At 60.8% G+C, this 25,950-nt stretch carries 27 protein-coding genes; 10 read left to right on the top strand and 17 right to left on the bottom strand.

Annotated elements, in window-relative coordinates; translation table 11 throughout:
• The first annotated feature begins 28 nt into the window (after positions 1 to 28).
• From B4920_RS09195 to B4920_RS09170, 6 genes are all read left to right on the top strand, one after another.
• Positions 29 to 1,141: a branched-chain amino acid ABC transporter substrate-binding protein gene (locus B4920_RS09195; protein ID WP_079434340.1), complete on the top strand. Its 1,113-nt coding sequence runs from the start codon at positions 29 to 31 to the stop codon at positions 1,139 to 1,141.
• A gap of 185 nt (positions 1,142 to 1,326) precedes the next feature.
• The gene (locus tag B4920_RS09190; protein WP_079434339.1) at positions 1,327 to 2,259 is read left to right on the top strand and encodes a branched-chain amino acid ABC transporter permease; all 933 of its coding nucleotides are present in this window, start codon (positions 1,327 to 1,329) and stop codon (positions 2,257 to 2,259) included.
• Positions 2,260 to 2,382: 123 nt separating this feature from the next.
• Entirely contained in the window at positions 2,383 to 3,483 is a 1,101-nt protein-coding gene (locus B4920_RS09185) for an ABC transporter ATP-binding protein (protein ID WP_079434338.1), read from the top strand.
• Positions 3,480 to 4,268 (top strand): ABC transporter ATP-binding protein, encoded by a 789-nt coding sequence (locus B4920_RS09180; protein ID WP_079434337.1) that lies wholly within the window; start codon positions 3,480 to 3,482, stop codon positions 4,266 to 4,268. Before B4920_RS09185 ends, B4920_RS09180 begins: the two co-directional genes overlap by 4 nt.
• Positions 4,265 to 4,990: an ABC transporter ATP-binding protein gene (locus B4920_RS09175; RefSeq protein ID WP_079434336.1), complete on the top strand. Its 726-nt coding sequence runs from the start codon at positions 4,265 to 4,267 to the stop codon at positions 4,988 to 4,990. Before B4920_RS09180 ends, B4920_RS09175 begins: the two co-directional genes overlap by 4 nt.
• A gap of 68 nt (positions 4,991 to 5,058) precedes the next feature.
• On the top strand, positions 5,059 to 5,637 hold the full coding sequence (locus B4920_RS09170; RefSeq protein ID WP_079434335.1) for a putative metalloprotease CJM1_0395 family protein: 579 nt from the start codon (positions 5,059 to 5,061) through the stop codon (positions 5,635 to 5,637).
• Here the strand turns inward: B4920_RS09170 and B4920_RS09165 are convergent.
• On the bottom strand, positions 5,577 to 6,335 hold the full coding sequence (locus B4920_RS09165; RefSeq protein WP_079434334.1) for a hypothetical protein: 759 nt from the start codon (positions 6,333 to 6,335) through the stop codon (positions 5,577 to 5,579). The two genes, B4920_RS09170 and B4920_RS09165, sit on opposite strands and share 61 nt — an antisense overlap.
• 114 nt (positions 6,336 to 6,449) lie before the next feature.
• Here B4920_RS09165 and B4920_RS09160 point away from each other — a divergent pair, with 114 nt between their 5' ends.
• Both B4920_RS09160 and B4920_RS09155 read left to right on the top strand, forming a co-directional pair.
• A complete protein-coding gene (locus tag B4920_RS09160) occupies positions 6,450 to 6,995 on the top strand; it encodes an NUDIX domain-containing protein (RefSeq protein ID WP_079434333.1) in 546 nt (181 codons plus the stop codon).
• A gap of 168 nt (positions 6,996 to 7,163) precedes the next feature.
• Positions 7,164 to 8,267, top strand: coding sequence for a PEP-CTERM sorting domain-containing protein (locus tag B4920_RS09155; protein ID WP_079434332.1), 1,104 nt, complete (start codon positions 7,164 to 7,166; stop codon positions 8,265 to 8,267).
• Here B4920_RS09155 and B4920_RS09150 read toward each other — a convergent pair.
• From B4920_RS09150 to B4920_RS09100, 10 genes are all read right to left on the bottom strand, one after another.
• Entirely contained in the window at positions 8,251 to 9,468 is a 1,218-nt protein-coding gene (locus B4920_RS09150) for a multidrug effflux MFS transporter (protein ID WP_079434331.1), read from the bottom strand. The genes B4920_RS09155 and B4920_RS09150 overlap by 17 nt on opposite strands.
• 131 nt (positions 9,469 to 9,599) lie before the next feature.
• Positions 9,600 to 9,995 (bottom strand): hypothetical protein, encoded by a 396-nt coding sequence (locus B4920_RS09145; protein ID WP_254050886.1) that lies wholly within the window; start codon positions 9,993 to 9,995, stop codon positions 9,600 to 9,602.
• A 19-nt stretch (positions 9,996 to 10,014) separates the two neighbouring features.
• Positions 10,015 to 10,659, bottom strand: a complete 645-nt coding sequence (locus tag B4920_RS09140) for an ATP-binding protein (RefSeq protein WP_079434330.1) — start codon at positions 10,657 to 10,659, stop codon at positions 10,015 to 10,017.
• 165 nt (positions 10,660 to 10,824) lie between these two features.
• Complete coding sequence (locus tag B4920_RS09135; RefSeq protein WP_139379471.1) at positions 10,825 to 11,700, bottom strand: hypothetical protein; 876 nt, start codon at positions 11,698 to 11,700, stop codon at positions 10,825 to 10,827.
• 104 nt (positions 11,701 to 11,804) lie between these two features.
• Positions 11,805 to 12,773 carry a hypothetical protein gene (locus B4920_RS09130; protein WP_079434328.1) on the bottom strand — a complete coding sequence of 323 codons (969 nt, stop codon included), beginning with the start codon at positions 12,771 to 12,773 and terminating at the stop codon, positions 11,805 to 11,807.
• 367 nt (positions 12,774 to 13,140) lie between these two features.
• Entirely contained in the window at positions 13,141 to 14,805 is a 1,665-nt protein-coding gene (locus B4920_RS09120) for a serine/threonine protein kinase (protein WP_079434326.1), read from the bottom strand.
• The gene (locus tag B4920_RS09115; protein ID WP_079434325.1) at positions 14,786 to 15,541 is read right to left on the bottom strand and encodes a hypothetical protein; all 756 of its coding nucleotides are present in this window, start codon (positions 15,539 to 15,541) and stop codon (positions 14,786 to 14,788) included. The genes B4920_RS09120 and B4920_RS09115 overlap by 20 nt, the downstream gene beginning before the upstream one ends.
• Positions 15,542 to 15,548: 7 nt before the next feature.
• Complete coding sequence (locus tag B4920_RS09110) at positions 15,549 to 16,382, bottom strand: vWA domain-containing protein (protein ID WP_079434324.1); 834 nt, start codon at positions 16,380 to 16,382, stop codon at positions 15,549 to 15,551.
• Between the two features lie 310 nt (positions 16,383 to 16,692).
• A complete protein-coding gene (locus B4920_RS09105; protein ID WP_088179430.1) occupies positions 16,693 to 17,154 on the bottom strand; it encodes a hypothetical protein in 462 nt (153 codons plus the stop codon).
• Positions 17,151 to 17,867 carry a hypothetical protein gene (locus tag B4920_RS09100; protein ID WP_079434322.1) on the bottom strand — a complete coding sequence of 239 codons (717 nt, stop codon included), beginning with the start codon at positions 17,865 to 17,867 and terminating at the stop codon, positions 17,151 to 17,153. Before B4920_RS09100 ends, B4920_RS09105 begins: the two co-directional genes overlap by 4 nt.
• A 143-nt stretch (positions 17,868 to 18,010) precedes the next feature.
• Between B4920_RS09100 and B4920_RS28745 the strand changes: the two genes are divergently transcribed.
• Positions 18,011 to 18,484 (top strand): hypothetical protein, encoded by a 474-nt coding sequence (locus B4920_RS28745; RefSeq protein ID WP_139379470.1) that lies wholly within the window; start codon positions 18,011 to 18,013, stop codon positions 18,482 to 18,484.
• Between the two features lie 284 nt (positions 18,485 to 18,768).
• Here B4920_RS28745 and B4920_RS09095 read toward each other — a convergent pair whose 3' ends face one another.
• From B4920_RS09095 to cadR, 6 genes are all read right to left on the bottom strand, one after another.
• Entirely contained in the window at positions 18,769 to 19,383 is a 615-nt protein-coding gene (locus B4920_RS09095) for a hypothetical protein (protein ID WP_079434321.1), read from the bottom strand.
• A complete protein-coding gene (locus tag B4920_RS09090; RefSeq protein WP_079434320.1) occupies positions 19,373 to 20,527 on the bottom strand; it encodes an ImmA/IrrE family metallo-endopeptidase in 1,155 nt (384 codons plus the stop codon). Before B4920_RS09090 ends, B4920_RS09095 begins: the two co-directional genes overlap by 11 nt.
• Before the next feature lie 184 nt (positions 20,528 to 20,711).
• Positions 20,712 to 21,386 carry a hypothetical protein gene (locus tag B4920_RS09085; RefSeq protein WP_079434319.1) on the bottom strand — a complete coding sequence of 225 codons (675 nt, stop codon included), beginning with the start codon at positions 21,384 to 21,386 and terminating at the stop codon, positions 20,712 to 20,714.
• Between the two features lie 146 nt (positions 21,387 to 21,532).
• Entirely contained in the window at positions 21,533 to 22,618 is a 1,086-nt protein-coding gene (locus B4920_RS09080) for a nuclease-related domain-containing protein (protein WP_254050885.1), read from the bottom strand.
• 132 nt (positions 22,619 to 22,750) lie between these two features.
• Positions 22,751 to 23,041, bottom strand: a complete 291-nt coding sequence (locus B4920_RS09075; RefSeq protein WP_079434317.1) for a DUF3892 domain-containing protein — start codon at positions 23,039 to 23,041, stop codon at positions 22,751 to 22,753.
• Between the two features lie 72 nt (positions 23,042 to 23,113).
• Positions 23,114 to 23,572, bottom strand: coding sequence for a Cd(II)/Pb(II)-responsive transcriptional regulator (gene cadR / locus B4920_RS09070; protein ID WP_079434316.1), 459 nt, complete (start codon positions 23,570 to 23,572; stop codon positions 23,114 to 23,116).
• Positions 23,573 to 23,680: 108 nt separating this feature from the next.
• Between cadR and B4920_RS09065 the strand changes: the two genes are divergently transcribed.
• Positions 23,681 to 25,918, top strand: coding sequence for a cation-translocating P-type ATPase (locus B4920_RS09065; protein ID WP_079434315.1), 2,238 nt, complete (start codon positions 23,681 to 23,683; stop codon positions 25,916 to 25,918).
• Positions 25,919 to 25,950 lie beyond the last annotated feature (32 nt).

Below are 25,950 nucleotides of genomic sequence, written 5' to 3'. Positions count from 1 at the left end.
CACCAGATAAATCAGAGGAGAAAACCGCATGAAACACACCCTTGTCGCCCTTGCCGTGCTCGGTCTTGGTGCATCCGGTGCCTACGCCCAGGAAGTCGTCAAGCTCGGCACCGCTGCGCCGCTGACCGGCACCCAGGCCCACCTGGGCAAAGACATCGAGAACGGCGTGCGCCTGGCCATCGAGGAGTACAACGCCAAGGGCGTTACCTTGGGCGGCAAGAAGGTGAAGTTCGAGGTGCAGGCCGAGGACGACCAGGCCGACCCGAAGACCGCCACCACGGTGGCCCAGCGCCTGGCAGACAGCGGTGTGAAGGGCGTCATCGGCCACCTGAATTCCGGTGCTTCCATCCCCGCCTCGCGGATCTACAACGAAGCCGGCCTGCCGCAGGTGTCGCCGGCCTCCACCAACCCCAAGCTGACCCAGCAGGGCTTCAAGGGCGCCTTCCGCACCATCGCCAACGATGTGCAGCAGGGCCAGGCCATCGGCCGCTACGCCGCCACCAAGCTGGGCAAGCGGGTCGCCTTGATCGACGACCGCACGGCCTACGGTCAGGGCCTCGCCGACGAAGTGGACAAGGCCGTCAAGGCGGCGGGGGGCACGCTGACCGGGCGTGAATTTACCAGCGACAAGGCCACCGACTTCCTGGCCATCCTGACCCGCATCAAGGCCCAGAACCCGGACGTGATCGTCTATAGCGGCATGGACACCCAGGGTGGTCCGATGCTCAAGCAGATCAAGCAGCTTGGCATCACCGCCAGGTTCATCACCGGCGACGGCGGCTGTACCGGCGAGATCATCAAGCTGGCCGGCGGGGCGATCGGCAGCCACGCCTACTGCACCCAGCCCGGTCTGCCGCTGGACAAGATGCCGGGCGGCAAGGACTTCAATGCCCGCTTCAAGAAGCGCTTCAACACCGACGTGCAGATCTACGCGCCGTATTCCTACGACGCCACCGCGGCGATCATCGAGGCGATGAAGGCTGCCAACAGCGCTGACCCGGCCAAGTACGGTGCCTTCATCTCGAAGGTGAATTTCCCCGGCGTGATCGGCACCGTCGCCTTTGATGCCAAGGGCGACATCAAGGACGGTGCGGTCACCGTCTACCAGTTCAAGGCCGGCAAGTGGGAGGCCGTGCAGTAATCCGCTTCGGCACCAGCCCCGTGGGGGCGAGTCCGTGCGGGGGCATATGTGTGGGGGCGAATTCATTCGCCCTGCGCGCTGTGTTTGACCACTCCGCGCCGGTACTGCGTTTCACGTCTGGGGGCGAATGAATTCGCCCCCATGGGGGGCTTTCCCTTTCTTCACTTTGCTGTGCATCACCTTTAATGGAAACCCTCCTTCAACAAACCGTGAATGGCCTCGTCGTGGGCAGCGTGTATGCGCTGGTCGCCCTCGGCTACACGATGGTCTATGGCATTCTCGGGCTGATCAATTTTGCCCACGGCGACGTGCTGATGGTCGGCGCGCTGGTCGCCCTCGAGGCGATCCGCCTGATCCAGACCCACGCGCCCGAACTCGGCCTGGTGCCGACGCTGCTCGCGGGCCTCTCGGTCTCCGTGCTGGTGTGCATGGTGCTCGGCTACACCATCGAACGTACCGCCTACCGCCGCCTGCGCAACGCGCCGCGGCTGGCTCCGCTGATCACCGCCATCGGCGTCTCCTTCCTGCTGCAGACGATCGCGATGATCATCTGGGGCCGCAACTACCATACCTTTCCGCAACTGGTGTCCACCACGCCGCTGGAGCCGGTGGCCGGGGTCTTCATCACGCCGGTGCAGATCGCCATCCTGGTGGTGTCGGCCCTGCTGATGATGGCGTTGATGCTGCTCGTCAACAAAACCCGCCTCGGCCGCGCGATGCGCGCCACTGCCGAGAACCACAAGGTGGCCAGCCTGATGGGCGTGGACACCAACAAGATCATCGCTGCCACCTTCATCATCGGTTCCGCGTTGGCGGCAGTGGCCGGTGTGATGTTCTCGTCCAACTACGGCATCGCCCACTACGCGATGGGCTTCATGCCCGGCCTCAAGGCCTTCACCGCGGCGGTGCTCGGCGGCATCGGCAACCTGGGCGGAGCGATGCTCGGCGGACTGGTGCTGGGCCTGGTGGAGTCCATTGGCGCCGGCTACATCGAGGACATGAGCTTCGGCTTCCTGAATTCCAGTTACCAGGACATCTTCGCCTTCATGATCCTCGGCATCGTGCTCATCTTCCGGCCTACCGGCCTGTTGGGCGAGCGGGTCGCTGATCGAGCCTGAGATGACGACCCCCACGCTCACTGCGTTCGCTGCCCCCCGAGGGGGCGCGGGCCTGCCTTGGGACGGCCCGGCGGCTGGCCCGGGGGCTCTCCCAGCGCGCATTGCTTACTAGGATTCCTTTGCATGAACGAACTCGCCCTCGCCATTCCCTGGCTCGGGAAGCGCAACCCGGCGGCAGCCCGTGGGGTGGTGATCCTGCTGGCCTTTGTCGCACCGCTGATTGCCATGCTGTTCGGCAAGACCTGGGTGCGCATCCTCGATTTCGCGATGCTCTACGTGATGCTCGCCATCGGCCTCAACCTGGTGGTGGGTTTCGCCGGCCTGCTCGACTTGGGCTACATCGCGTTTTACGCCGTCGGCGCCTACGCCTTCGCCCTCCTGGCCTCGCCTCATTTCGATCTGCACCTGCCGTTCTGGCTGGTGCTGCCGCTCGGGGCCGGCTTCGCGGCGCTGGCCGGTATCATCCTCGGCCTGCCCACGCTGCGCCTGCGCGGCGACTATCTGGCCATCGTGACGCTGGGTTTTGGGGAGATCGTGCGGATCTTCATGAACAACCTGAACCAGCCGATCAACATCACCAACGGGCCCCAGGGCATCAACATGATCGACCCGCTGGTGCTGTTCGGCTGGGATGTTTCCAAGCCCTTGAAGATCGGCGAAGAAATCACGGTCAACTCCCTGTTCCAGTACTACTACATCTTCCTGGCCTTCGTCGCGCTGTCGGTGGTGCTGGTGCAACGCCTGCAGGTGTCGCGGGTCGGCCGGGCGTGGGCGGCGATCCGCGACGACGAGCTGGCGGCCAAGGCGATCGGCATCAATACCCGCAACATGAAGCTGCTGGCCTTCTCCTTGGGTGCCACTTTCGGCGGCGTGTCCGGTGGGTTGTTTGCCGCCTTCCAGGGCTTCGTGTCGCCGGAGAGCTTCTCGCTGATGGAGTCCATCGCGGTGCTGACGATGATCGTCTTCGGTGGCATGGGTAACCTGGCCGGGGTCATCGTTGGCGCGCTGGCCCTCACCGCGCTGCCGGAAGTGCTGCGCTACGTGGCGATCCCGGTGCAGCAGGCGCTGTTCGACAAGGTCATCCTCGATCCCGAAGTGCTGCGCATGCTGCTGCTGTCGCTGGCGATGATCTTCATGATGCTGCTGCGCCCGGCCGGGCTGATCCCCGCCTACAGCCGCTATTCCCGCCCCGAGCTGGTGGTCGGCAAGGAGGCTGGCAAGTGATCACCCTGCTCGAAGCCCGTGGCATCACCAAGCGCTTCGGCGGCCTGACGGCGCTGTCCGACGTGTCGCTGACCATCCGCAAGGGCGAGGTCTATGGCCTGATCGGCCCCAATGGCGCCGGCAAGACGACCTTCTTCAACGTGCTCACCGGCGCCTACGTGCCGGACGGCGGCGAGCTGGTCTTCAGCGGCACCGAGTTGCCCACCGGCAAGCCGCACAAGGTCGTCGAGGCCGGCATCGCCCGCACCTTCCAGAACATCCGCCTGTTCCGCGACATGACTGCGCTGGAGAACGTGATGGCGGGCCACCACATCCGCTCCCGCGCCAATCCTTTTTCGATTCTGCTGCAGACCCGCCAGGCCAGGGAGGAGGAGCGCCTGATCACCGAGCGCGCCTATGAACTCCTGCGCTACGTCGGCATCGAGCGCTTCGCCGACACGGTTTCGAAGAACCTTTCCTACGGCGACCAGCGCCGTCTGGAGATCGCCCGCGCACTGGCCACCGAGCCGCAGCTGCTGGCCCTCGACGAGCCGGCAGCGGGCATGAACGCCACCGAGACCGCCAAGCTGCGCGAACTGGTGCAGACGATCCGCCACGACGGCGTTACCGTGCTGCTCATCGAGCACGACGTGAAGCTGGTGATGGGCCTGTGCGACCGCCTCGCGGTGCTCGATTTCGGCAAGAAGATCGCCGAGGACGTGCCCGCCGAGGTGCAGAAGAACGAGGCCGTGATTTCCGCCTACCTCGGCGGCCATGGCACCCACAAGGCAGGAGCGGCGGCATGAGCGACGCGAACACGCCGATCCTCCAGCTGTGCGACACCAAGGTCGCCTACGGTGCCATCGAGGCGGTGAAGGGCATCAGCCTGGAACTGGCGAAGGGCGAGCTGGTGTCGCTGATCGGGGCCAACGGCGCCGGCAAGACCACCACGCTGAACGCCATCGCCGGCACCCTCGGCACCGCCGGCGGCGAGATCCGCTATGCCGGCGAGGCCATCGACAAGCTGCCGGCCCACAAGCGCCTGCGCAAGGGCCTGGCCCTGGTGCCGGAGGGGCGCGGCATCTTCACGCGCCTGACCGTCGAGGAAAACCTGCGCATGGGCGCCTACTGCCGGCGCGACACGGACGCCGTCGAGGCCGACATGGAGCGCATCTTCGGCATGCTGCCGCGGGTCAAGGAGCGCCTGGCCCAGGTGGCCGGCACGCTGTCCGGCGGCGAACAGCAGATGGTGGCTATCGGCCGTGCGCTGCTGTCGCGGCCCAGGCTGCTGCTCCTCGACGAACCGTCGATGGGCCTCGCGCCGCTGGTGGTGGAGAAGATCTTCGAGGTGATCCGCTCGGTGGCCGCCGAGGGGGTGACGATCCTGCTGGTCGAGCAGAACGCCAACCTGGCGCTGGAGTTCTCGCGGCGGGCCTACGTGATGGAGTCCGGGCGCATCACCCTCAGCGGTTCGGGCGCCGATCTGCTGGCCGATCCCAAGGTGCGCGCTGCCTATCTGGGAGAGTGAAGGATAGGGGCTGACGCAGAGGGTTTTGCCGTCTAGTCTTCAAGGACGGGATTCCCTTTGCATTACCCATGTCCGTTCCGTCCATCGGCACGTCCTCTCTTGCTGTCCTCAGTCAGGCTTTGGCCGCGCAGGCCAAGGAACGGGTTGCCGTGTCTTCCGCGCAAAAGCAGGTTGCGGCGAGCGGCAGGCTGAGCGAGTCGGACCAGCGTGTCGTCGCCAGGCTGCAGGAACGGGACCGGGCGGTGTGGGCCCACGAACTGGCCCATATCGCGGCCGGTGGCGGGGTCGTCACCAGCGGTGCCAGCTACACTTATGAAACCGGCCCGGACGGCAAGCGCTACGCCAACGGTGGGGAGGTCGGCATCGACGTCTCACCGGGGCGTACGCCCCAGGACACGCTGCGCAAGGCCCAGCAGATCCGCGCCTCGGCGCTGGCGCCGGCCGACCCGTCCGCCCAGGACCGCAGCATCGCGGCGCGGGCCGACCAGATGGCGAGCGAGGCGCGCGTCGATCTGGCGGATGCGTCCAGCCAGCAGGTCGGTGCTCCGCCTACCCGCGGTGGCAACGACGACCCGGCCAGCGTCCTTTACCTGAGCGTCGCCGGTGGGCGGGATTCGTCGGGGAGCAGGGTCAATACCTGGGCCTGATCCTGAGCCTGATGGACGGCCCATTCGACCAGTTGCCAGCGTGATCCGTCGATCGGCCACGGAGCGTAGGCAAAGGGGCCGCTGCCGCCGAGGCGGAAGGTGGCGTGGTCCGTCACCGTGATGGCCTGGCCCGGCCAGAAGCGCGCCAGTGTCGCCTCCAGGTTTTCCGTTTCCATGATGGTCAGTGCGTCCCGTCGGCCTGGCGTGGCGAGGGTCGATACCACGTCGTGGTAGCTCGCCCAGTTGCGTCCGGCCAGATGGCGCTGGAGCAGCGTGGACCAGTCCTCCGTCGGGGCGGCGAGTTGACCGAGCACGTTGGAGAACAGGAAGGCCGCGTCCGGAAAGCGCTTGGCGAGTAACTCCAGTCCGTCCCGTGTGCGCAGGCAGTCCAGCCGGTCGAAGCGCAGCGCGGCGGCATCGCGGCGGCGGGCCAGCAGATGGCGGGCGACGGGGTCGGGTTCCAGTGCGACGATGCGATCGAAGCGGGCCAGAAAGCCGTCCGGCAGCGCGTAGCCCGCATTGGGGCCGATGATGACCAGCGCCTTCTCCGCAACCTGCCAGGCATCGAGCCATGCGGCTACCGCAGCATGAAACGCTGCCCAGCGGCCGTGGCGCTGGCGCAATGCGCGCAGGTGATACACCAGGCCGCCGCTGGGGTCGAGCAGGTGGTCGCGCAGGTGGGGAAAGTCAGCGGGCACGGGGACGGTGCGATGAAGGTTGAAGCCCGATTATGCCGGATGGGCTGGTCAGCCCCAGGTCCGGGATGCCATGCTTCGGCCTTTATCAATCTGCTTGGCAAGAAGGAGAATGGGATGACGGATCCCCTGCACGAGGCGCAGTTGTCGTCGGAAGTGGTGTTCGAAGGGCGCCTGCTGAAGGTTTACCGGGACCAGGTCAGGCTCCCCGATGGCAAGGACGGGGTGCGCGAGTACATCAAGCATCCGGGCGCGGTGGTGGTGATCCCGGTGCTGGCGGACGGCCGCCTGGTCTTCGAGCGGCAGTTCCGTTATCCGGTCGGGCGGGCTTTCCTCGAACTGCCGGCTGGCAAGCTCGACCCCGACGAGGACATCCTCGACTGCGCGCGCCGCGAACTGCAGGAGGAGACCGGTTACGTTACCGAGCAGTGGTGCTACCTGGGCGTGATGCACCCGTGCATCGGCTACTCCAACGAACGCATCGAAATCTTCCTCGCGACCGCTCTGGAGCACGTCGGCCATGCCTGGGACGACGGCGAGTTTCTCGAGATCCTGACCCTCAGCCTGGAAGAGGCCCGCGAGGCGGTCTTCGACGGCCGCATCACCGACGCCAAGACCATCACCGCGCTGTTCTGGGCCGAGCGGGCGTTGGCGAAGGGCTGAAGAGGCGTCTTTCTTCCGGTCGATGAGTCTGTGCGGTGGCAGGACGGCGAACCCTTGGCTAAGCTGCGAGAGTGGTTATAACCACTTACGGATGTCAACTTTTCGGCGTAGTCCGGCGTGAAAGATGACTTCCCCGTTGAAAACAGCGTAAGGGGTAGAGGGAGAGACATGAACAGAAGCGTTTTGTCGGCTTTGGGCCTGGCTGCCGTTGCAGCAGCCGGGCTGCCCGCAGGGGCCCATGCCGGGGTGATCGGCATGCTCGGCAATTTCGATGTGATCAACGATACCGGCAAGACTGCGCATGGTTTCGAGATCGAGCTGGAGGGGCTGCATGCCTCGCAGATCACCGACACCTTTGGCGGGGCGGGGCGGGGCTTCCCGACCGGGCGCGGTTTCGATCCGGCCAGCAGCGTCGTGCGTTACGGTTCGCCGACCATCACGGAATATTCAATCGGTGCCATTTTCGGCACTCGTGTCAGCTACCGGGGTGTCTTCGACGGCAGCAACTGGGACTACGGGACGCCCAGCGGCACCTTCATCACACCGGGTGACAACTGCTGGTCGGGCGGTGGCGTGGGCTACTCGGCCAGTACGCCCTGCGATCATTTCGGGGTGGGGACCAGCGCCAATCCGGTGAATGTCACCTACAACTGGTTGCTCGAAACGGCCGTCGCCGGCGTGCTGGCCAATGGCTCGGTGACCTTGCCGGCGCCGACCTGGAACGTGGTGCAGCCCCCGCCAGCGCCGATTGGCCAACCGCCTGCACCGCCGGTGGTGGAGGCGAAGATCGTGGCGCCGGACCCCGTCGATCCAGAGCGTTTCGGGCCGGCGATCTGGGTCAAGGTGTTTACGACGGAACTCGAGGAGGCTGTCGGCCTCGAGGAACTAGTTGCCGACAATGCGAAGGTCAAACAGGCGGAAACGGAGGTCGAGTGGCAGTTGCTGCAGCGGGATCCGGGAAATCCCGACTCCGGCAAGCTGGAGAGCGGCTACGGGGTGCCGGTTGGCCCGAATGCTGCCTCCATCCTCAGGCGTTACGAATTTTTCAAATACGCCGGTCTTTACGACCCCGAAACCAACGAGGCTCTGGTCGGCAGCGATTCAAATCCGACCCCCGAGGAGATCGGTATTTATCTCGGTGCCCAGAACGCGGCCCTGAACCTGGACGTCGCGCAGATCCCGAATCCCCCAGGCGGACGGGTTCCCGAGCCAGCTTCGGCGGCCTTGCTGCTGGCCGGGCTGGGGGCGCTGCGCTTCAGTCGTCGGCGCTGAAAGGGCTGTTTGCTACGTTGTTGCCGCGGTGGAAGTGATGCCACCACAGGCCGAAACAGGCCAACCCGAGCAACAGGCAGCCGGCTGCGCCGGCGGCCAGCCCTGGCACCGTGTCCCATAGGGCCGGGGCCAGGGCGCCGGCGGCGACGGCGCCGACCAGCATCTGCAGAAAGCTCTGGCAGCTCGACGCAACGCCGCGCTGGACCGGGAAGTGATCCAGCGCCAGCAGGGTCAGGCTGGGCATCGCGATGGCCATGCCGAAGTTGTAGAGGGCGATCGGTACGACCGAATGGGGCAGCCCGGCCGGCATCAGGAAGGACAGCCCCAGGTTGAGTGCGGTGGCGATTAGCATCAGCCCGTAGCCGAGGCCGATGGTGCGTGCCTGCGACAGCCGGCCGGCCAGCCGCGCCGACAGGGCCGAGCCGCCCATCATGCCCAGCACGCAGGGGATGAAGAACCAGCCGAAGCCGGTTTCGGGCAAATGCAGGTGGCGCATCAGGAACACCGGTGCCGACAGCACATAGATGAAGAAGCCGTTGAAGTTGAGCCCGACGGCGAAGGTCAGCAGCAGGAAGCCCGGCGTGCGGAAGACCTGCGCGTAGCGTCGCGCCAGCGGGCCGGGGTGGAGCGGATGGCGAGCCGCTGGCGGGTGGGTTTCCGGCAGCTTCCAGGCGCACAGGCTGGCCAGCACAAGGCCCAGCAGGGCCAGGAAGACGAACACCGCGCGCCAGCCGAACACGCTGAAGATCCAGCCGCCCAGGATGGGGGCGATGGCGGGGCCGAGGGCAAAGGCCATGCTGACGTGGCTCATCATGCGCTGGGCGCGGGGGCCTTCCATCAGATCGCGCACCACGGCGCGGCCGACCACCATGCCGGCGCCGGCGCTGATGCCCTGCAGGCCGCGGCCGACCAGCAGGGTCTGGATGCCGCCGGCGAATACGCAGACCAGCGAGGCCAGCGTGAACAGCAGCATCGAGATGACGATCACCCGTTTGCGTCCGTAGGCATCGGACAGGGCGCCGTGCCAGAGCACCATCGCGCCCATCGGCAGCATGTAGGCGGTGAGGGTCTGCTGGACTTCCACCTGGCTGACGCGCAGGTCGGTACCGATGGCTTGCAGGGCTGGGAGATAGGTGTCGATCGAGAACGGACCGACAGTGGCGAGCGCCGCGAGCAGCGCTGCCAGCTGGGCATAGGGCATGGGGTGTCCGGAAAAGAGGGGCGATGCAGCGGGGGAATCCCTGTTGGGGCGAATTCATTCGCCCTCAGTCGCTTGCGTTGGGTCCGAGGGCGGATGAATTCGCCCCAACGGGAGCGGCCCTCACCGTGGGGCTACTCGACCGGGTGGATGCGGGTCACGTAATAGCCGGTTTCGCCGAAGCAGGTGGAGGGAATGCCCACGTGCTGTTCGTAGGACAGGGCGACCCGCTTGCCCATGTCGGTGTTGATGGCGGCGGCGACCTTGTCGTCCCGCACCGTGAATTTGAAGATCTCCGGCAGGCTGCCGGGAATCGCGACGATGGCCAGTTCGCCTTCCCAGGTCTTGCACAGCCAGCCCTTCTGGGAGAACTTCTGTATGTAGCCGGCCCGTTCGCCGGACGAGTAGCTCCAGCTGAGCGTCAGCCAGGTGTAGCCGGCTGCCAGGGCTGCGATCAGGACGAGGAAGCCGGCCAGCCACAGACGCCAGTTCCTGGCACGGGGGATGCCGGACGAGAGGGGTGATGCCACGTGAAACTCCTGTGCGTGTTTAGGTGAATTCCCCCGGGCCGCGGCGGCTCTGTACTGCTTCGGCCACATGGGGGGCGCCGATATTGTCGGTGCCGTTCATGTCGGCGATTGTACGCGCCACTTTCAGGATGCGATGGTAGGCGCGTGCCGACAGGCCGAGGCGTTCGATGGCAGTGCGCAGCAAGGCATCGCCGGCGGCGTCCGGTCGGCACCAGCGCTCCACACCGGCCGCGTCGAGGCGCGCGTTGGGCATGCTCTGGCGGGCCTGCTGGATAGACCACGCGCGGGCGACCCGTTCCCGCACCACCGCCGAGCTCTCGCCGCCGGTGCTGGCCTGTAGTTCGGCGACCGACAGGGCCGGCACTTCCAGTACCAGATCGATGCGGTCGAGAAGTGGGCCGGACAGGCGCTGGCGATAGCGCCTGACCTGCTCGGGCGTACACCGGCAGCGCCCATCCGGGTGGCCGTGATAGCCACAGGGGCAGGGGTTCATGGCCGCCACCAGCTGGAAGCGGGCCGGGAACTCGGCGCGGCGGGCTGCACGGGAAATCGTGATGTGGCCGCTTTCCAGCGGCTCGCGCAGGGCCTCGAGCACACGTCGGTCGAATTCGGACTGGGATTCTCCAATATTCCTTAGCGCTTCCAATAATCCTTTACCAGGCACGGCTCACTACTGATCTTCATGATTAATTAAGTTTGCATCATATCCGGCTTTAACAAAGAACTTAACCTGGGCTCGGATTGGCGAAGCCAAACGAGCCAGGAGGCAAGCGAAGCGCGGCAGGTTCTTAGCAGAGTCAATCTGCTCCGCTGGGTCCTTTTACGGCAATTAGGATGGAGGTGAGCTTGTCTTCTCCGCCGCGGGATTTCCTTCTATTGGTTCTGCTTTAGAGCTGGAACTACACTTTCGCGAAACCTTCTTTGGATGTGCCGGATATGCTTGTGCCGAAGAATTCCGCTGTGAGACCAGCTTCCTCCCTTCAAGTTGAGCCTTCAAGGCTGCGACAGTCTTGAGGTTTGCAGCCAATTCGGCTTTGAGTTCACCTGCGGCCTTCCCTTCGGCAGCGAGTTGCAGGCTCAAGTTGGCATTCGAGTTCAAACAGCTTGCAATGCTGGAGCTCAGAACTGCGCTCTCTTGAGCGCCAAAAGCATCCATCATTCCGGTCGGGTTGGCTTGGGCCTTCGGGTATGCGATAGCGAAGATCCCAAGCAAAAGACCGCCAACGCTCGCTGCGACCACGCCCCGTAAAAACGTCTTCTCGGCCAAGTACAACTGATTTGCCTTGAGAATGAGCAACGGTTCGTTCCGACGGGCGAGATCGATGAGATGCAAAGCCCACTGTCGACGGAAATCTGTTGCGGTCAGTGCAAAAGATTCAAGGCTGGCAGAATTGAGAACATAGTGTGGAGCTCGGGCCCGCACCTTTACTGCATAGATAGCGGCAACCACCAGATATCCGACTGCGATCATGAAGATGGTTAACATCATCACCTTCAGATAGAGCGGGGCATTGATTTTTTCGGTCAATACTGCCGGAAGCGCGATCAAGATGCTCGAGGATATGCCCACGCCTGCAAGGAAGTTTCCTGCTTTGTCCTCAATATTTTTCTTGCGATCAATCTCGCTCTTATAAATAGCTTCCGCGATCGCCATGTGGCTTTGCTGTACGTCCTGAGCAACTGACTTCTTGCCCCGAAACAGCATATCAGTGGACTCCTCAGGCTCTAAGTCGCCAGTTGGACCATAACGAAGTAGCTCGTAGGGGGGATACAAGAACTCCCAGGCTCGTCGCAGGAACATGCGCCAATTCATTGCTCCATCCCATCGACGAGTACGTCACAAAGTGCAGAGCTGATAGGCACGCCCACAGTTTTCTCTAGCCAGCCCCATTCTCCGTTTGGATTAATCTCAAGGAAGAAAAACCTGCCAGCATGCTCGACCAAGTCGATCGCACCAAACACGAGTCCCGCCCGAGTAACAAAATCCCTGCATAGCTGTTCGATCGGCTTGGGGATATCGGAGGTTTCGAACTTGACGTTTGCTTCTCGAGTGCGCCAGTCTAAAGTGGCTTCTCCTCGGGCGTCATCAATCGGGACAATCCTAACCGCGATTACATTGTCACCAATCACAGTAACGCGGTAGTCAATCTTGGGTGATAGCATCTGTTGGAAGATACTAGGTGCTAGAGAGAGAGCATCGTTGTCCAGCAGGTCCGCTGACGTGACGACGTTTGAGAAGACGAAGAAGTCTTGCTCCGGCTCCTCAATGAGCGGCGCGTAGAGCGCTTTGGCAACGATCCGGCCTCCTTCAGATTTGCAGAAGGCGCGGATTTCGTCACCTCGGTTTGAGACCATAGTTCTGGGTATGTCAAAACCCAATTCAGAGGCGAGTTGAAGTTGGCGGAGCTTACTTTCCATCTGATCGCTCGCCGCTTGAGGGTTCACCCAGCGAACATTGCTTAGAAGCTCCAGAGCCTCTAAACAAGCGAACCACTGGTCACTCGCGAATTTCTGAATTGCATCCGAGGGCCTGTGTTCCCTGGGAACGAAGTCAAATGGCTTTCCGGGACGCCTACACCAAATCGCAGTTACCCGTGATAGATCCAGGACCTTTGTACCTTTGCCAATCAAGAGGCTTGGTCCTGGAAAACGAAATACGATTCCGTCTTGGGTCAGGTCTTCCGTGTTGATCCGTACGAATTCGGCATGACGGGCTTTGAGCTCACGGACGACGAAGTCAACGGTGATGTCCCATTTGTTTGAGAGGATGAGGATCATCAGTCTTGCCTAGCGCCACATCCGTCGGTCCTTATTATCTTCGCCCTTCTCGACGTCGGCTTTCTTAGTCATTGGGCCAGCCGTACCTGCTTGGTCGATGGCAAACGGGGCCTCAGCATGTCCGGTCCATCGGACCATGTCTTCAGTTTTGTCATAAACGTAGTCGGTATTCACACTGGGGCGCCCGGGAGAGAGGCAAGGCTTAGCAAAGCTAATCAGAAACGGAATTGTCGTCATTTCAACTTCTCCTGGAGTTTATCGATTGATGGTGCGAATCCACCAATAACTGCAATGCCCTGCAAATTATGGCGTTATCTTAATGGGTTCCAGAATCAAAGTAATTCACGTCCCAGCAGACGTTGTCGCGCTACTTGGAAATCCAGTCCCATAGCCTCTCGAACCACCCCTTTTTCTCTGGAGGTCGTCGGTACGAGCTCTGGTAGGCCGGTTGCGTGAGTTGAGGCTGTGGTCGTTGGGGCTGAGGTGCTGGTCTTGGACTCGGACTCGGCGGAGAGGGGGCTGCAGTTGGCTGAGATTGCACACTGCGCTGTGCCTTGCGGATATTGTCCAGAACGTTTTTGTTCGGTGAAGAAGGGGCGGCAGGTGCATTACTCGGCGGGCGCGCCGTCGTCTGCTGCCCCTTGATCTTGCCGAGCGCTTCCTGGTTGGAGCTCCTGGCCGGCGCGCTCTTCGTTGACCAGGGCGTTAATCGGAATTTGGCCTCGGCTTCCGTAATGACGGTCATCTGGCCATTGGTCGTCACGTTGACGGAGAGGTGCGAGTATTTGAGCTTCTTGTTCACGTAGGGCGGCTCCATCAGCCCGACCACACTGATCCATTTGCCGGCCCACGAGTCATCGGGTTTTCTGGATAGCGCCGCAAGCCCTTCGGACCAAATCGAGACCTTGAATATCGATCCCTGCCATAGCCCGAAATTGAGGAAGATGTATGGCTTTCCCTTGGTCGTTTTGGCCTGCCTGACCTCAACGATGCTGCCGACCACCTCCACCTTGTCACCGACGCGGCGCAGGCAAGCCTCGTAGCTTGCCCCCGACAGGACGTCGTAAGCGCCCATATACCCGGGCTTCGGCCGACCTTCCTGCGGTTTGGCACCGATCTGGACGGCACCAGCAGGAATGTTCTTCCCGGCAAGGAAGTCCTCGAGGCTAGGTATTTTCTCGATAGGCGCCAGGCACACCGCAGCGAAATGCTGGGCATGCTTGGCCAGCGCCGGCCTGCGCATCAGTTCCGAGAAGACAGACGACGAGGACGGGTCGATGTAGTCGCTCGCCCGGAACACGATCGCGTCCATCTCAGATTGGGTTTTGTCCCAGAGCCCCGCTTCTTCATTTAGGGCCTTGAGCGCCAGCCAGAGGGCGATGAGCGAGAACCGGTCCATCGTCGGCCCAAACGGATTTTTAGACTTCCGGTCCGGGTGCTGGAAGTTGATGTGGCCGAGTTCGGCGCTGCCGAGGTCGCGAATGTCCTCGACGAACATACCATCATAGTCGATGAGCTGGATCGCGCCGGTAGTACCCGAGACCATCATGTTGCCGGTCTGGATATCGCCGTGCGCCAGACGCTCCGTTTCGAGGAATTGGGAGAGCGCCAGGAGCGAATTTGGCAGATTCGCCAGAGCGCCTTTCTTCCCGTGGTTGTCCTCTAGGAATTCGCCGAGGGTCACCCCTTGCGCCCAGGCCATCTTGACGATGGGGTAAGGAGCGCCGTCGACGCGGATGCCTTGGGGCTGAAACTGGAAGCCGAGGAAATACGGCGAATTGAGCTGCGCGAGACGGCGCGCGATCGCCTGGTAGCGTCGCTCAAGGCCCGGCGCCTCACGGTGGAAGCACCGTACTGCATATTTCTTGGGTCCGGTCTTGATCGTGTAGGTCAGGGCGAAGCCGCCGCTGATGGCCAGCGGCGTGCCCAGGCCGGTCGTGGTGACGATCCCCTTTTGCAGCTCCGGATCGGAGAGCAACTGCTGATGGGCAGTGAAGGCGTTGTTGTACTGCTCAAACGAGGGGTAGGCCATCGGGCTCCCCTCCCTGATCGAACGCTACGATGAGCAAGGTTGAGTCATCGACGCGCATGCGGCCGGCGGCCCGTTCCTCGACGACCAAAGCAATCAGATCTTCTTCCGTCGCCAGGGCGAGCAGCTTGGCTAGCCCGTCGCCGCCTGACTGTGTTTGTCGCAGCAGCCATTCCCCCAGGGCATCGGTGACGCAAACCAGGTACGGATTGGTCAGCATACCGAGCTCGAAGTGCCTTCCTCGCATCGTCCAGAAATCCGCATCGGACACGAACCCATTGTGCTCGGGAAGGGTCGCAAATAGTGTCGGGCGTTCCTTGAAGCGTTCCGGATCGGAGAATGGCCAGCTGGCCACAAGTTTGTCGCCGTCGGCTAGCACCGCGAGGCTGTCGCCGACGGCCAGGACTTCGATGGTTTGATTCCCGGGGATGTGCTGAATGCCAAGCAGCGTCGAGAAGCTGCCCCGCTCGTAGGAGGCTTGCCGAGACCAGGACATGGACTCGAAATCGTGGCGCGAAACATAGTCGGCTACGGCTCCGGCGAGCCAGTCGGGCGTTACGGCGGGATCGGCGACGAACTTATCCGCCAGGATCTGTGCCCAGACCGACGAGTTGAACGACTCGCTGGCGCCGTCGCACAGTGCCAGCGCACCGCGCGCCGCATCGAACACGCGCCGGTCTTCGTTGATGTCGCTACCGAGCGGATCCTTGGGGCAACTGCCCTCGAACAGCAGTCTCATAGAGGGCTCAGCGCAGCTGCGAAGCCCTCGTTCCGATGTCGAAGAAGTCGACGATTTCCGGCGCCTCGGCGTTGAACATGAACCCGCGCGACTCGTTACCGACCGTGTGACCCTTTTGTTGAGCGAACCCGATGAGATGTGCGGGAAGTTGGCTGGACATGCGGAAAAGCATCTTGGCGTAGGCGTCAGGCAGGCCAGATTCGCCAGCCGGGAAGCGGATGGCATCGGTACCGAGACTGCTGACGTGGATGTTGAGGATTAGCACCTCGCCATCATTAGTACGGATCTGGCCCAAGTGCGTGGCGATTTCCTCCGGGTCCCCGTCGGTCGATTCGCCGTCGGTCACGTGCAGGACCGTGGGCGGGTAGCAGTCGGGATGGGCATCGCACCAGACGACGAGCTCTTCGGCTGCTCGGGTCAGGGCCTCACGCATCGGCGTGCCGCCGCTGGCCTTGGGCTCGAACCACACGGGAAATTTGACGGAGGTCTCCAGGATGCCGCCGGCGCCGTCGTCCATCTTCCTCTTGCGGTCTTCGACGCGCACCGGGTTCTGCTCGATGGCGGAGATGGGGTTGAGGACCGTCGTACCGAGGGCACCGGAGAAGCCGTTTCCAACCTCGTTGCCGCCATAGCCGAGAACACCAATTTCGAAATAGTCGCGGACGCCTTCGGCCTTGGTGCAGCGGGTGACGAGATTCATCAGTGTCCGGTTGAGGGCATCGGCGACGAACTCGGCCTTGCTCTTACCGGATGACATCTTGTCGGACATCGAGCCGGATTGATCCACAACGAACAGGAATGCCGTCGGATTACCGCGGCTGATCTGCGCTTCATAGGTCATCGTTTCCACTCCCCCTCTAGTTTGTCGGCTACCCAGGTGGGTCGCACGAATGTCGGATGTTGTCGCTTTGCACTGTCTTTTGAGCCGATCCAGTCTCTGCAAAGCGCGAGTGGGGTCCAAATGGCATACAGTTTGCACAACGTCATAGAGCGGAAACTTTACCAGAATTGCCCTGCGCGAGCCGCATCGGAGCAGGCCTCAGCCAAAAGTAATAGCAAGATGACATGCTGCTGGCGAATCTCTTCTGCACGTGTTGCAAGCTATTGAAGCGTTAGGTAGCCCTTGGCTGCTTTGAAGTTACACGAGCAGATTACAGGTTGTCTATCTCATGCGCCCTGGCGTCGATCTCCAATGGGGCTTGGTCGTAGCCGATAGTGAAGATTTGCCGAAGGTATTCCGACAGAAAGCCGGCAATGGAGCCAGCCTGCTCGTATTGGAAGACGTGACGGAACTCGTGAGAAAGGAGTCTCACTGTTGCCCGTTCCTCGCGGATATAGATTCCATGGCCGAGCGTCAGGCCATTAAAGCGCTCGCTGAGGAACCCTGCAGCGGCGCAAGCCGCTTGTAGTGCAGGATCATCTGGTAAAGGAATACTCTGAACCAGGGAGACGCGAATAAGCTCTGGGCGCTGTACTCCGACACGTCTCCCTACGTCGAGCAGTGTTTTGTCGAGCGCCAAACCACCCTTGGCAATCACCAGCGATTGTTCCTCGGCCCACTGGGTCGCCTTCGGAAGCAGCACCGGCAAGTCGGCCATGAGATCAACTGTCACAACACCTCCCTCTCTTCCTGTGCCCCCATACTACGCGTTGGTCCATAAAGTACCGCCACGATCTGCTCTTCAAACCAACCCGCAAACTTTTCTGCCTCGCCAATTGCTGCAAGCAGTTGCTCTTCCGAAATATGCACGGTTGGAAGTAAAAATCGAGGCGAGTCCTCGCTGTCGTCCAACAAAAGACCGGCCTCCCTTTCGTTAAGGAAAAAGGGTTTTCGGAGCTTCTGAAGATCATCGTCGGAATAGCAGGTCCAGTTACTTGTAATCGACGGTGGGTGCTGCACCACGTTCCTTGCGAGGATGATTTCCTCAAGCAGCTTGAGGTCCGCCGGGCACGAGCTAAAGTCGATCCCGAACTGCTGCTCGAAGTGGGCCCCGTACCCGGCAATCTTCCCTTGCTTTTTGAAGACCTTCTTCTTCAGTTCCACATCGACTTGCCTCCCGCTTTGGTGCACCCAGGACTCGAAATAGAGGTGCAGCGACCCGGCAAGCATGGATACGCACGAGTACGCGAGCACATGTAGAGACTCGTCCGCTTCGATCCACTCAGCAAGGAAGGCCGGTTCGCCGTCTTCGCTGTACGGCGGTTCAAATGGTTCTTCTTGGTCGTCGATCTTTCGCTTCCGCTCGACGAAAGACCCGGCAGCCATCCCATAAAACTGGCGCAAGAACCGGGTACGCTCACTGAAAAAGAAAAGGACATCCACCATCGCCTCCCGCCCGATGGGGCAGCATTTGTGTCAATCAGTCGATTTTACGATGGCATAACGTCAGTGCCGACGATCATGGGCATCGGGGTGTCGTTCGATAGTATGATTTAATGCGGTTGTCACACCCCTGGAGTGAAGCTCACATGGCACCGAGGAAACCGTATTGGGTAGGAGAGCACCCTTCTACAGCAAAGCGCTGGCAAGGCTTCGAATCGGGCGCGCTACTCAACCTTGGAGCCTACGGTGAGCGCCTATTCCGCTTATATCGACGCTACGTCAAGCAGTGGAACGACATCGAGCTTGATCACTCCCGCAGCCTTGCTGAACATACTCACCGAGTCTGCGACGCAGGTGTGGTTGGCTCCAGCGAGAAATTTATCCTTCAGTTCAGCCAGGAACGCGATCATGGCTGGCTGCTAGAAATTCCCTTTGCTCGGGGGTTCAAAAAATATTATCCGGGCGGGTCGACTGGCCTTAATTCCTTGCGTTCAGTAGCTGACATCAAGCACTCCCTCATTCACTGGCGCGGCAATGGCCGTGAACAATTTGATCAGTGGCTTGTGCGGGAAGAGTCAGAAAATCAGGCTAAGGGCGAGTGGACGGAGTACAAGGCATAGCCATCGCCCCCTCTTCCCGGCCAGCCGAGGCGCTAGGAATTTATGGCCCCTTCCTTCTCGCCTGCTTTCCGAGAAGTGCGCCTTTTTTACTAGAGGACGGAGGATATACGGTCACTCGGCCAGAATTCCAGTGCAACGACCGTTGACCGACTGCCTGCGGCCGTTGGTAGCCACCTCTTAGTAGGCTGATTGTTCCGGAGTCCACTCGACGTCGACAGCGGCATTAATGGTCAGAGCTGGCCTAAGGAATGGAAAATTCCACTAGCTTTTATTGATTTCCGTCTTCAGCCCTGTGACGACGAATGGCTGGCAACGATCGAAACCGTGTTCGCCATGAGCCGGCAACGCATCGCTTCATGGAACGTCTGGTTGAAAAAAGGCGTGAGGGGCCGCCGCTCAAAGCGCTCATGCTCCTTGATGACCTCATCGTGATCGGCGCCACCGAGATGGAGATGATAGTGGAGGTAACCATATAGCCGCGGGGTAGTCTCGACCTGCAGGCCCAATCGGTCTCTGGCGTAGTTCCTGGCCAGTTTCTCATCGGTCATCACTGCAATGCTTCGGATGCGATAGGCCGTCGCAATACACGAAAGCTCGCCTGAACTGAGCCGACCAGGCGCTTTGGAGGAAATCGCAAGCAGGTCATCCAAGCTGCATTCCTGGACGGGGAAGCGGCCTGCGGCGCGCTCGTTGCGCAGCCGCGTCATAAGGGTTTGTTGTTCTGTCGTGATGTTGGAGCGAGGTTTTTGCAAGCACTCGTACAGCACAACAGGCGTCACACAAAAGTGAAGTTTGGCCTGGATAGCTGCCTGGTTGATTCGTAAGGAGGACAGCATGTTCCAGATGGCGCAGGTATCGACGACTGAGACAGACGCAAAACGGGCCGGGTCATAGCTCATTGACGATGCTCCGGCCGTAAAGAATGGAGATTTCGCGTGTCTCCCTGTGGTCAGCAAGCAAGGCCTCGCCCAAGCGGCCGGCCGAGATCAGGCCCCGCTGATGCGCCTCGAAGCAAAGGCCGACGTAGTAGTCTGACAAGCCTCGTTCGAGTAGTTGCTTGCGCCTGTTGACCTGCACTTCAGTGAGGTAGTCCGGCGCTTCTGGATCAACCTTGTCAGCCATGGGAACCCGTACCGAACGAATCAGTTTGGCAGTATCCTGGTTGATACGCTGTGCGGTCAGAAGCGCGAATGATAGGGCTTCCGTGCTGACCTTCAGTGCCTGCGCCCAGTGCACCGCCTGCTGTGTGTCCCAGCGATGAACGTTTGGCAGATGCTCCGGAGGCATCAAGTAGCAGGAGGCGAATCGGTTTGCCCGAAGTTCTTTCAGGTCCTGTTGGTCATATCTTGAGCTGCCACGCAGGTAGGACACGCTGGCTGCGTCGGACGAGTCAAAAATGGCATGAGCTGCCTCGTGGCTGACAGAGAAACGTTGCCTGTAAATATCATCGTCATAATTCACCAGGATGCAATGCCCGGCGATTGGGTGCTCAATGTACAGGCCTGAAATCTCGGAGGTCGCTAGCCGACGCCGAAAGATGTGAAGCCCTATCCGGCGGAAATCTGCATAGACGTCCAAAGGGATCTGGGCTCCGTGATGGCCTAATGCTTGTCGCAGTGCTGCTGCGGCCTTCGGCCCTTGGATTTTGTGGAGGTCGTTGGGGGAAGGCTCAAAAGCGAATGGCGTGTGCTGAAAGCCCATCTCCTTTTGGAGCGTGGCCTCGATCTCACATAGAAAACAGAACTCCTGAATAGCCCGCCGGTCGTTGGGCGTGAAGGTCTCACCGTGCCTGCGGTAGAGGATGTCGGTCTGCTTGAACGGCTCAGGTCGTGATGGGTCTATGAAATCCCGAAAATCCCTGGCGTAGTAGTTGGCCAGGATCAGCAATTCATCACCGGAAGGCGCTTCCGATCCGTTCTCGAGGATGGCTAATCGCTCAGGCGCAATGCCTGTATCCGCACTGACAGTCTCGACTGATAAGGCTTGTAGGTTTCTTGCCTGTGCCAGGCGAGAAGCGATGAGCTTCGGATTAATGCTGCTCATGGCAGGCCAAAGAACTTAGCGATAAGGAAGCGCACGATAATGACATCGTGAAGTCTCTGCTGCAACAGATGCGGAGCGGCATCCCTCCGAACCATTGTCCATCAATACCTGCAAGGCTATAGTTCCCAATCCACCGCTAGGTTCCCGTTCGGCCGCAGTAACGCGAACGGGACCCATGCTTGCGTCACTGAGATTTACCTTCGCCGACTTCCCTGATCAGCGCGCCCACTGCCCGATCCAGCGCGTCAATTCGCTCTCGGCGGATATCTTCGGGGGCGTCGCCCGCCTTGTCGAGTTCCGCCTTCGCATCGTTGATCGCCTGCTTCAACATAATCAGCCGCGGGTTGCCGAGTTCGCCCTGGAGCACCCGGCGGGTCATCCAGCGGTGCATCTCGTATGCCGCGCGATCCTGGTCAGGAACCTGGCGCTCACTTTCCCAGCGCTCTGCTGCGCGAATCACATGTTTGTTCGCGGCGACGCGGAACAACTGCCGATGAAGACGTGGCTGGTTAGTTTGGCGGTCGATCGCGTATGACGCGATGAGCGCAGTTTGTCCGTCATCGGCGATCGCCAGTCCCGCGTAATTTGCGTCGGAAACCACGTCGATCGGCGTTACTTCGTCCTCTGCGACGACGACGACCATTTGTGGAATCCGATTGACCTCGTTGATGACTTCGTAGACGAAGAGTCGCCACCGGGCATCCGGCATTGGCTGGACGCCTGTTTCCCAGAGGCCAATGGTGCGAGGACCCACGTCGAGCAGCTTGGCAACCTTTGCCGAATCCCACCCGAGCGTGGTCCGCCACCTGTATACTTGCATGCCCCGCTCGCTGGCGGGCAATGTTTTCTGGTGTTCCATTTCCGAACTCTCATTCAATTTCTGTTGCGGAAATTGAATGCTATCACAGCAATTTTATAAATTGTTGGAAAATTCCGTAGCGCCCGGAAATTGGCTTCTGGCCGTGCGGCCTCACGTGCGACAGGAGCCCGCGGCTCTGCCGCCGCTTACGTTGCCGAGACGGTCTTCTGGCAATCCATGCAATAGATGTTGCCGCCGAATTTCGGCTTGTTGAACCAGCAGAACTTCGCCACGTTGTAGCCCACGGACGCGCCGCAGGCATGGCAAATCAGCTTCTGCTTGGGCTTTTCCTCGGCGGCGGCCGGCTTTGCGCTCTCGGGCGCCGGCGCCTCCACAGCGGCTTCGGCTTTGGGTGCCGCTGAAACGGGCCCTGGTTTCGCCGCCGGCGGTACGGGAGTCTCCTTCGGCAGCCCGAATTTTGCCGTCCAATCGAAGGCAATCGGCTTGTGTAGCCGCGCGATCTCCCGCGCCAAGGCTTCGAGGGTGTCCTGCCCGATGATCTTCGCCATCAGCAGCGGGTTGTTGTTCTGGTCAATCGACTTGTCGATGTATTTGAAGACCTGATCATTCTTGATGATGGCCTCCAAACCATCGATTTTCGCCTTCGGCCGGCTGATGCGGGCACCCTTCGAGACGAGGACGAGGCTCTTCAGGTCGGGTTTGATGGTGAAACCAAGCCGGGTCGGCAGCTTGACTGTGCCGGAGTCGAAGAGCTTTCTGAGAATCAGGATGTGCTTGGCATTCTGCTCGATGGGGGATGGCACGCCGTAGGGTTTGCTCCCAAAGAAGGCAGCAAATTCGCCGTGCTCGTTGATGGCGATCCCCTCCGAGAAGTGCTTGCTCTCGCAGACCCAGATCTCCATGAAACGGTTGATGAGCAGGTGGTCGATTTGGGCGACCAGGCCGCTGACCTCGATTCTCAGGTCGTGGATGACCATCCAATTCTTGGACTCACCCCAATGGACCCGCATCTCGTAGGCAGCTTCCTCCTCGCCGCGGATGCCGGCCTGGATGTTACGAATTTCCTGTTCGATACGCTTCCTGGTGTCGGTGCCGCAGTCGGGGCGGGACAGTAGGGCTTGCAGCGTCTGAATTGCGGGCTTCTTGTCGTCGGCTTCTTTGATGATCATCGATGGGGTGAAGGGCGTCGCAGAGGCTTGAAAGGGTAGCACGCCAGTACTGCTGATCCAATGCCAATCGAATGGACTGTCAGGTGCGAGAGCACTCGGCAACGTTACCCGTGGCCATACCATGGCTGCAACATGTCGATGATCGCCCCTGAAACGTCACCAAGACCACTATCAAAGAATCTCTTCAAAAGCAGGGGATGCTACCGGGCACTTGGGAAGTGTCGGTGACGCTGATTAGAACTCCGGCAGGTTCCCCAAGTTGTCCCGCTTGGTACTGTTTCTGTCGGTCGTCAGGTAAATCTCTTCAATGAGGTGGACTGGAGCACCAAGCTTCCACTTGCCTTCAGGGGTTTTCGTCCTAGTTTGGAACGTTGCTTTACCGAGTCGGATGAGGTCTGCCACGAACGCTCGCGAAACCGTTCGGTTTGTCCCGATTTTTTCCGGTTTTTCTTCGTTCACGCGCACATATTCAATGTGGCTGCGATCTTCGTTGTACCTGACTGCTGTGATGCAAAAATCTGCCATGGTCATTTCCTTTGAGGTTGGGAATTGCCTTGGTCATAATGGGGTGTCATCTACAGTTTTCAAGGGGGGCGTTCATCCCGACTTGCTCCACGCTTGAACTTCCTTGGTCCCCCGGTGACAGGCGCAAGCTTCACCATGTGCTGCCGCCACGAGTTCATGCAGGATGCCGCACTCCGAGGCGCTATGAGGGGCCGAACACTGACCGCGTAAGGCAACCAGTTGGCGTTCCAGGGCCTGCATGCTGGCCAGACGGGCTCTAACCTTGGCAAGTTGCGCGTCAATGAGCAGGTCGATTTCCCCGCAATCAGATTGCGGACTGTCGACGAAGGACAGCAAACGCTGCACGTCAGCCAAGGGAATGTCGAGCGCCCGGCAATGGCGAATGAAAGCGAGGCGTTCCAAATGGGCTTGGGTGTAGGTGCGGTAGCCGTTGTCGCTGCGCGTTGGAGCGCTCAGTAACTGTGCCTTCTCGTAGTAGCGGATGGTTTCGACATCCACCCCGGTCGCCTTGGATAGTTCACCAATACGCATCTCGGTCTCCTGCTTGAAACATGTCTGTATTCTAGGCTTGACCCTGTAGCCACTCCAGGGATTTTAATGGGGGTATCAATACTGGCAACTTGCCACGGGAGACTGCAGATGTCTGCTCAACACGAAGCAAAAAACTTGAACGCGCATCCTGATGAACACAGCTGCGGCTGTAACCACGCCTGCAATGCCTCTGCCAAGCCAGCGGACGGTTCTGGTCCGCAGCAAAGGGCCGCTTTAGGGCAACTTCTTCTACGGGTTCCTGCGATGGACTGCCCGACGGAAGAAGCGCAAATTCGTCGTGCGCTGGAGCAATTTCCCGCTATCCGTCGCTTGTCGTTTGACCTGGCGGCTCGAACCCTGAGCCTCGATGTGCCGACGGATGCATGGTCGGATATTCAAGCAGCCCTCAAGAAGGCCGGTTTCGATTCGGAACTCCCTACGGAAGAACCAAGCGTTGATTCGGCGGCACAGAGCCGTAATCAGTTCGTGCAACCCATCGCGGCTCTCCTGGTCGCCATTGTTGCCGAGGCGGTCGCTTACGTTGCTCCCGAAACCCTTGTCTGGAAGCTGCTGGGTATGGGCATTGCGGGAGTAGCCATCGCGTTGTCGGGGCTTTCCGTCTTCAAGAAGGGACTGGCGGCTATCCTGCGTGGGCAGCTCAATATCAACGCACTGATGTCGGTCGCCGTGGCAGGTGCCTTCGTGATTGGCGAATGGCCGGAAGCGGCGATGGTGATGGCGCTTTACGCGATTGCCGAACTCATTGAAGCCCGTGCAGTGGACCGCGCTCGCAACGCTATCAAGAGCCTCCTCGAGTTATCGCCACAGCAGGCTGAGGTGCGTCAACCGAATGGCTCGTGGCTTCAAATTCTGGCCAAGGAAATCCAGGTGGGCCAGATAGTCCGTGTCCGTCCTGGTGAGCGTTTTGCACTGGACGGCAAAGTTACCTTAGGCAACAGCGCGGTCGACCAGTCCCCGGTGACCGGCGAAAGTATGCCTATTGAGAAGGGACCGGGCGACGAGGTATTTGCTGGCACCATCAATCAAAGCAGCGCATTGGAGTTTGAGGTGACGGCCCCGGCGAGCGATACCGTGCTGGCCCGCATCATTCATGCCGTTGAGGAAGCCCAGGGTTCGCGCGCACCCACGCAGCGGTTTGTTGACCGTTTTGCTGCCATCTACACGCCTGGCGTCTTTGTCCTGGCCGTAGGCGTCGCACTTGTCGGTCCCTTGGCGTTGGGTTGGACCTGGATGGCCAGCCTCTACAAGGCACTGGTCATGCTGGTCATTGCCTGTCCTTGCGCCCTCGTCATTTCGACCCCGGTTACGGTGGTCAGCGGCTTGGCTGCTGCGGCGCGACGCGGCATTCTGATTAAGGGTGGCGCGTACCTGGAGGAGGCCCGGAAACTCAAGGCGGTGGCGCTGGATAAGACTGGCACGGTTACTGAAGGTCGCCCCAAACTCGTCGCTCAAGTCATTCTCTCCAAGGCTCTCCCCGAACCCGATGTCTTGCGCATTGCGTTCGCCTTGGCCGGACGCTCTGACCATCCGGTGTCCAAGGCTGTGGCCACTGGGCTGGCACTGCCCGAGCAAATGGACGTGCAAGACTTTGGCGCTGAGGCTGGGCGTGGTGTCTTTGGGACGATCGCCGGACACGATTACGTGCTGGGTAACCATCGCTGGATTCATGACCGAGATCAGTGTTCTCCGGAACTTGAAGCGCTCCTGTTCGAGCATGAGCGTCAGGGACGTACCGTCGCCATATTGGCCAACCGGGAAACAGTCTTGGTCATGTTCGCTGTTGCGGACACCATCAAGGCGAGTTCTCAGGAAGCCATCGGGGAGATGCTGAAGCTCGGCGTGACCCCTGTCATGCTGACCGGAGATAACCCCGCCACTGCATCCAGCATTGCCGCCCAGGCTGGCATCCAAGATGTGCGCGCGAATCTGTTGCCAGAAGAAAAGCTGGATGCCATCCGTGCGCTGGCCAGCGTCGGCGACCCCGTCGCCATGGTGGGGGACGGTATCAACGATGCGCCTGCACTTGCAACGGCGGATATCGGTTTTGCGATGGGCAGCGCTGGCACCCATACCGCCATGGAGGCGGCCGACGTGGTTATCATGAACGACGATCTGCGGCGTGTGCCGGAGACTATCCGCCTGTCCATGCAAACGCATTCCGTGCTCTGGCAGAACATCACCCTGGCCCTGGGCATCAAATTCGTTTTCCTGCTGCTGGCCCTCTTCGATCACGCCACGATGTGGATGGCGGTATTTGCCGACATGGGGGCCAGCTTGCTGGTGGTGTTCAACGGGCTGCGGCTGTTACGAGATCGCAAACCCTGACGTAGTCGCGGGGGCCGAACCTAAGCTGAAGT

This window comes from Zoogloea sp. LCSB751 (genome assembly GCF_002028455.1).
GTDB lineage: Bacteria > Pseudomonadota > Gammaproteobacteria > Burkholderiales > Rhodocyclaceae > Zoogloea.
This window is presented reverse-complemented; position numbering and strand designations above follow the sequence as displayed.

Bases quoted from the DNA above. Each gene is read 5' to 3' on its own strand.
- B4920_RS09195 (WP_079434340.1), top strand. From the start codon at position 29: ATGAAACACACCCTTGTCGCCCTTGCCGTGCTCGGTCTTGGTGCATCC.
- B4920_RS09190 (WP_079434339.1), top strand. From the start codon at position 1,327: ATGGAAACCCTCCTTCAACAAACCGTGAATGGCCTCGTCGTGGGCAGC.
- B4920_RS09185 (WP_079434338.1), top strand. From the start codon at position 2,383: ATGAACGAACTCGCCCTCGCCATTCCCTGGCTCGGGAAGCGCAACCCG.
- B4920_RS09175 (WP_079434336.1), top strand. From the start codon at position 4,265: ATGAGCGACGCGAACACGCCGATCCTCCAGCTGTGCGACACCAAGGTC.
- B4920_RS09170 (WP_079434335.1), top strand. From the start codon at position 5,059: ATGTCCGTTCCGTCCATCGGCACGTCCTCTCTTGCTGTCCTCAGTCAG.
- B4920_RS09160 (WP_079434333.1), top strand. From the start codon at position 6,450: ATGACGGATCCCCTGCACGAGGCGCAGTTGTCGTCGGAAGTGGTGTTC.
- B4920_RS09155 (WP_079434332.1), top strand. From the start codon at position 7,164: ATGAACAGAAGCGTTTTGTCGGCTTTGGGCCTGGCTGCCGTTGCAGCA.
- B4920_RS09150 (WP_079434331.1), bottom strand. From the start codon at position 9,468: ATGCCCTATGCCCAGCTGGCAGCGCTGCTCGCGGCGCTCGCCACTGTC.
- B4920_RS09135 (WP_139379471.1), bottom strand. From the start codon at position 11,700: ATGCTGTTTCGGGGCAAGAAGTCAGTTGCTCAGGACGTACAGCAAAGC.
- B4920_RS09130 (WP_079434328.1), bottom strand. From the start codon at position 12,773: ATGATCCTCATCCTCTCAAACAAATGGGACATCACCGTTGACTTCGTC.
- B4920_RS09120 (WP_079434326.1), bottom strand. From the start codon at position 14,805: ATGGCCTACCCCTCGTTTGAGCAGTACAACAACGCCTTCACTGCCCAT.
- B4920_RS09115 (WP_079434325.1), bottom strand. From the start codon at position 15,541: ATGAGACTGCTGTTCGAGGGCAGTTGCCCCAAGGATCCGCTCGGTAGC.
- B4920_RS09110 (WP_079434324.1), bottom strand. From the start codon at position 16,382: ATGACCTATGAAGCGCAGATCAGCCGCGGTAATCCGACGGCATTCCTG.
- B4920_RS09100 (WP_079434322.1), bottom strand. From the start codon at position 17,867: ATGGTGGATGTCCTTTTCTTTTTCAGTGAGCGTACCCGGTTCTTGCGC.
- B4920_RS28745 (WP_139379470.1), top strand. From the start codon at position 18,011: ATGGCACCGAGGAAACCGTATTGGGTAGGAGAGCACCCTTCTACAGCA.
- B4920_RS09095 (WP_079434321.1), bottom strand. From the start codon at position 19,383: ATGAGCTATGACCCGGCCCGTTTTGCGTCTGTCTCAGTCGTCGATACC.
- B4920_RS09090 (WP_079434320.1), bottom strand. From the start codon at position 20,527: ATGAGCAGCATTAATCCGAAGCTCATCGCTTCTCGCCTGGCACAGGCA.
- B4920_RS09085 (WP_079434319.1), bottom strand. From the start codon at position 21,386: ATGGAACACCAGAAAACATTGCCCGCCAGCGAGCGGGGCATGCAAGTA.
- B4920_RS09075 (WP_079434317.1), bottom strand. From the start codon at position 23,041: ATGGCAGATTTTTGCATCACAGCAGTCAGGTACAACGAAGATCGCAGC.
- cadR (WP_079434316.1), bottom strand. From the start codon at position 23,572: ATGCGTATTGGTGAACTATCCAAGGCGACCGGGGTGGATGTCGAAACC.
- B4920_RS09065 (WP_079434315.1), top strand. From the start codon at position 23,681: ATGTCTGCTCAACACGAAGCAAAAAACTTGAACGCGCATCCTGATGAA.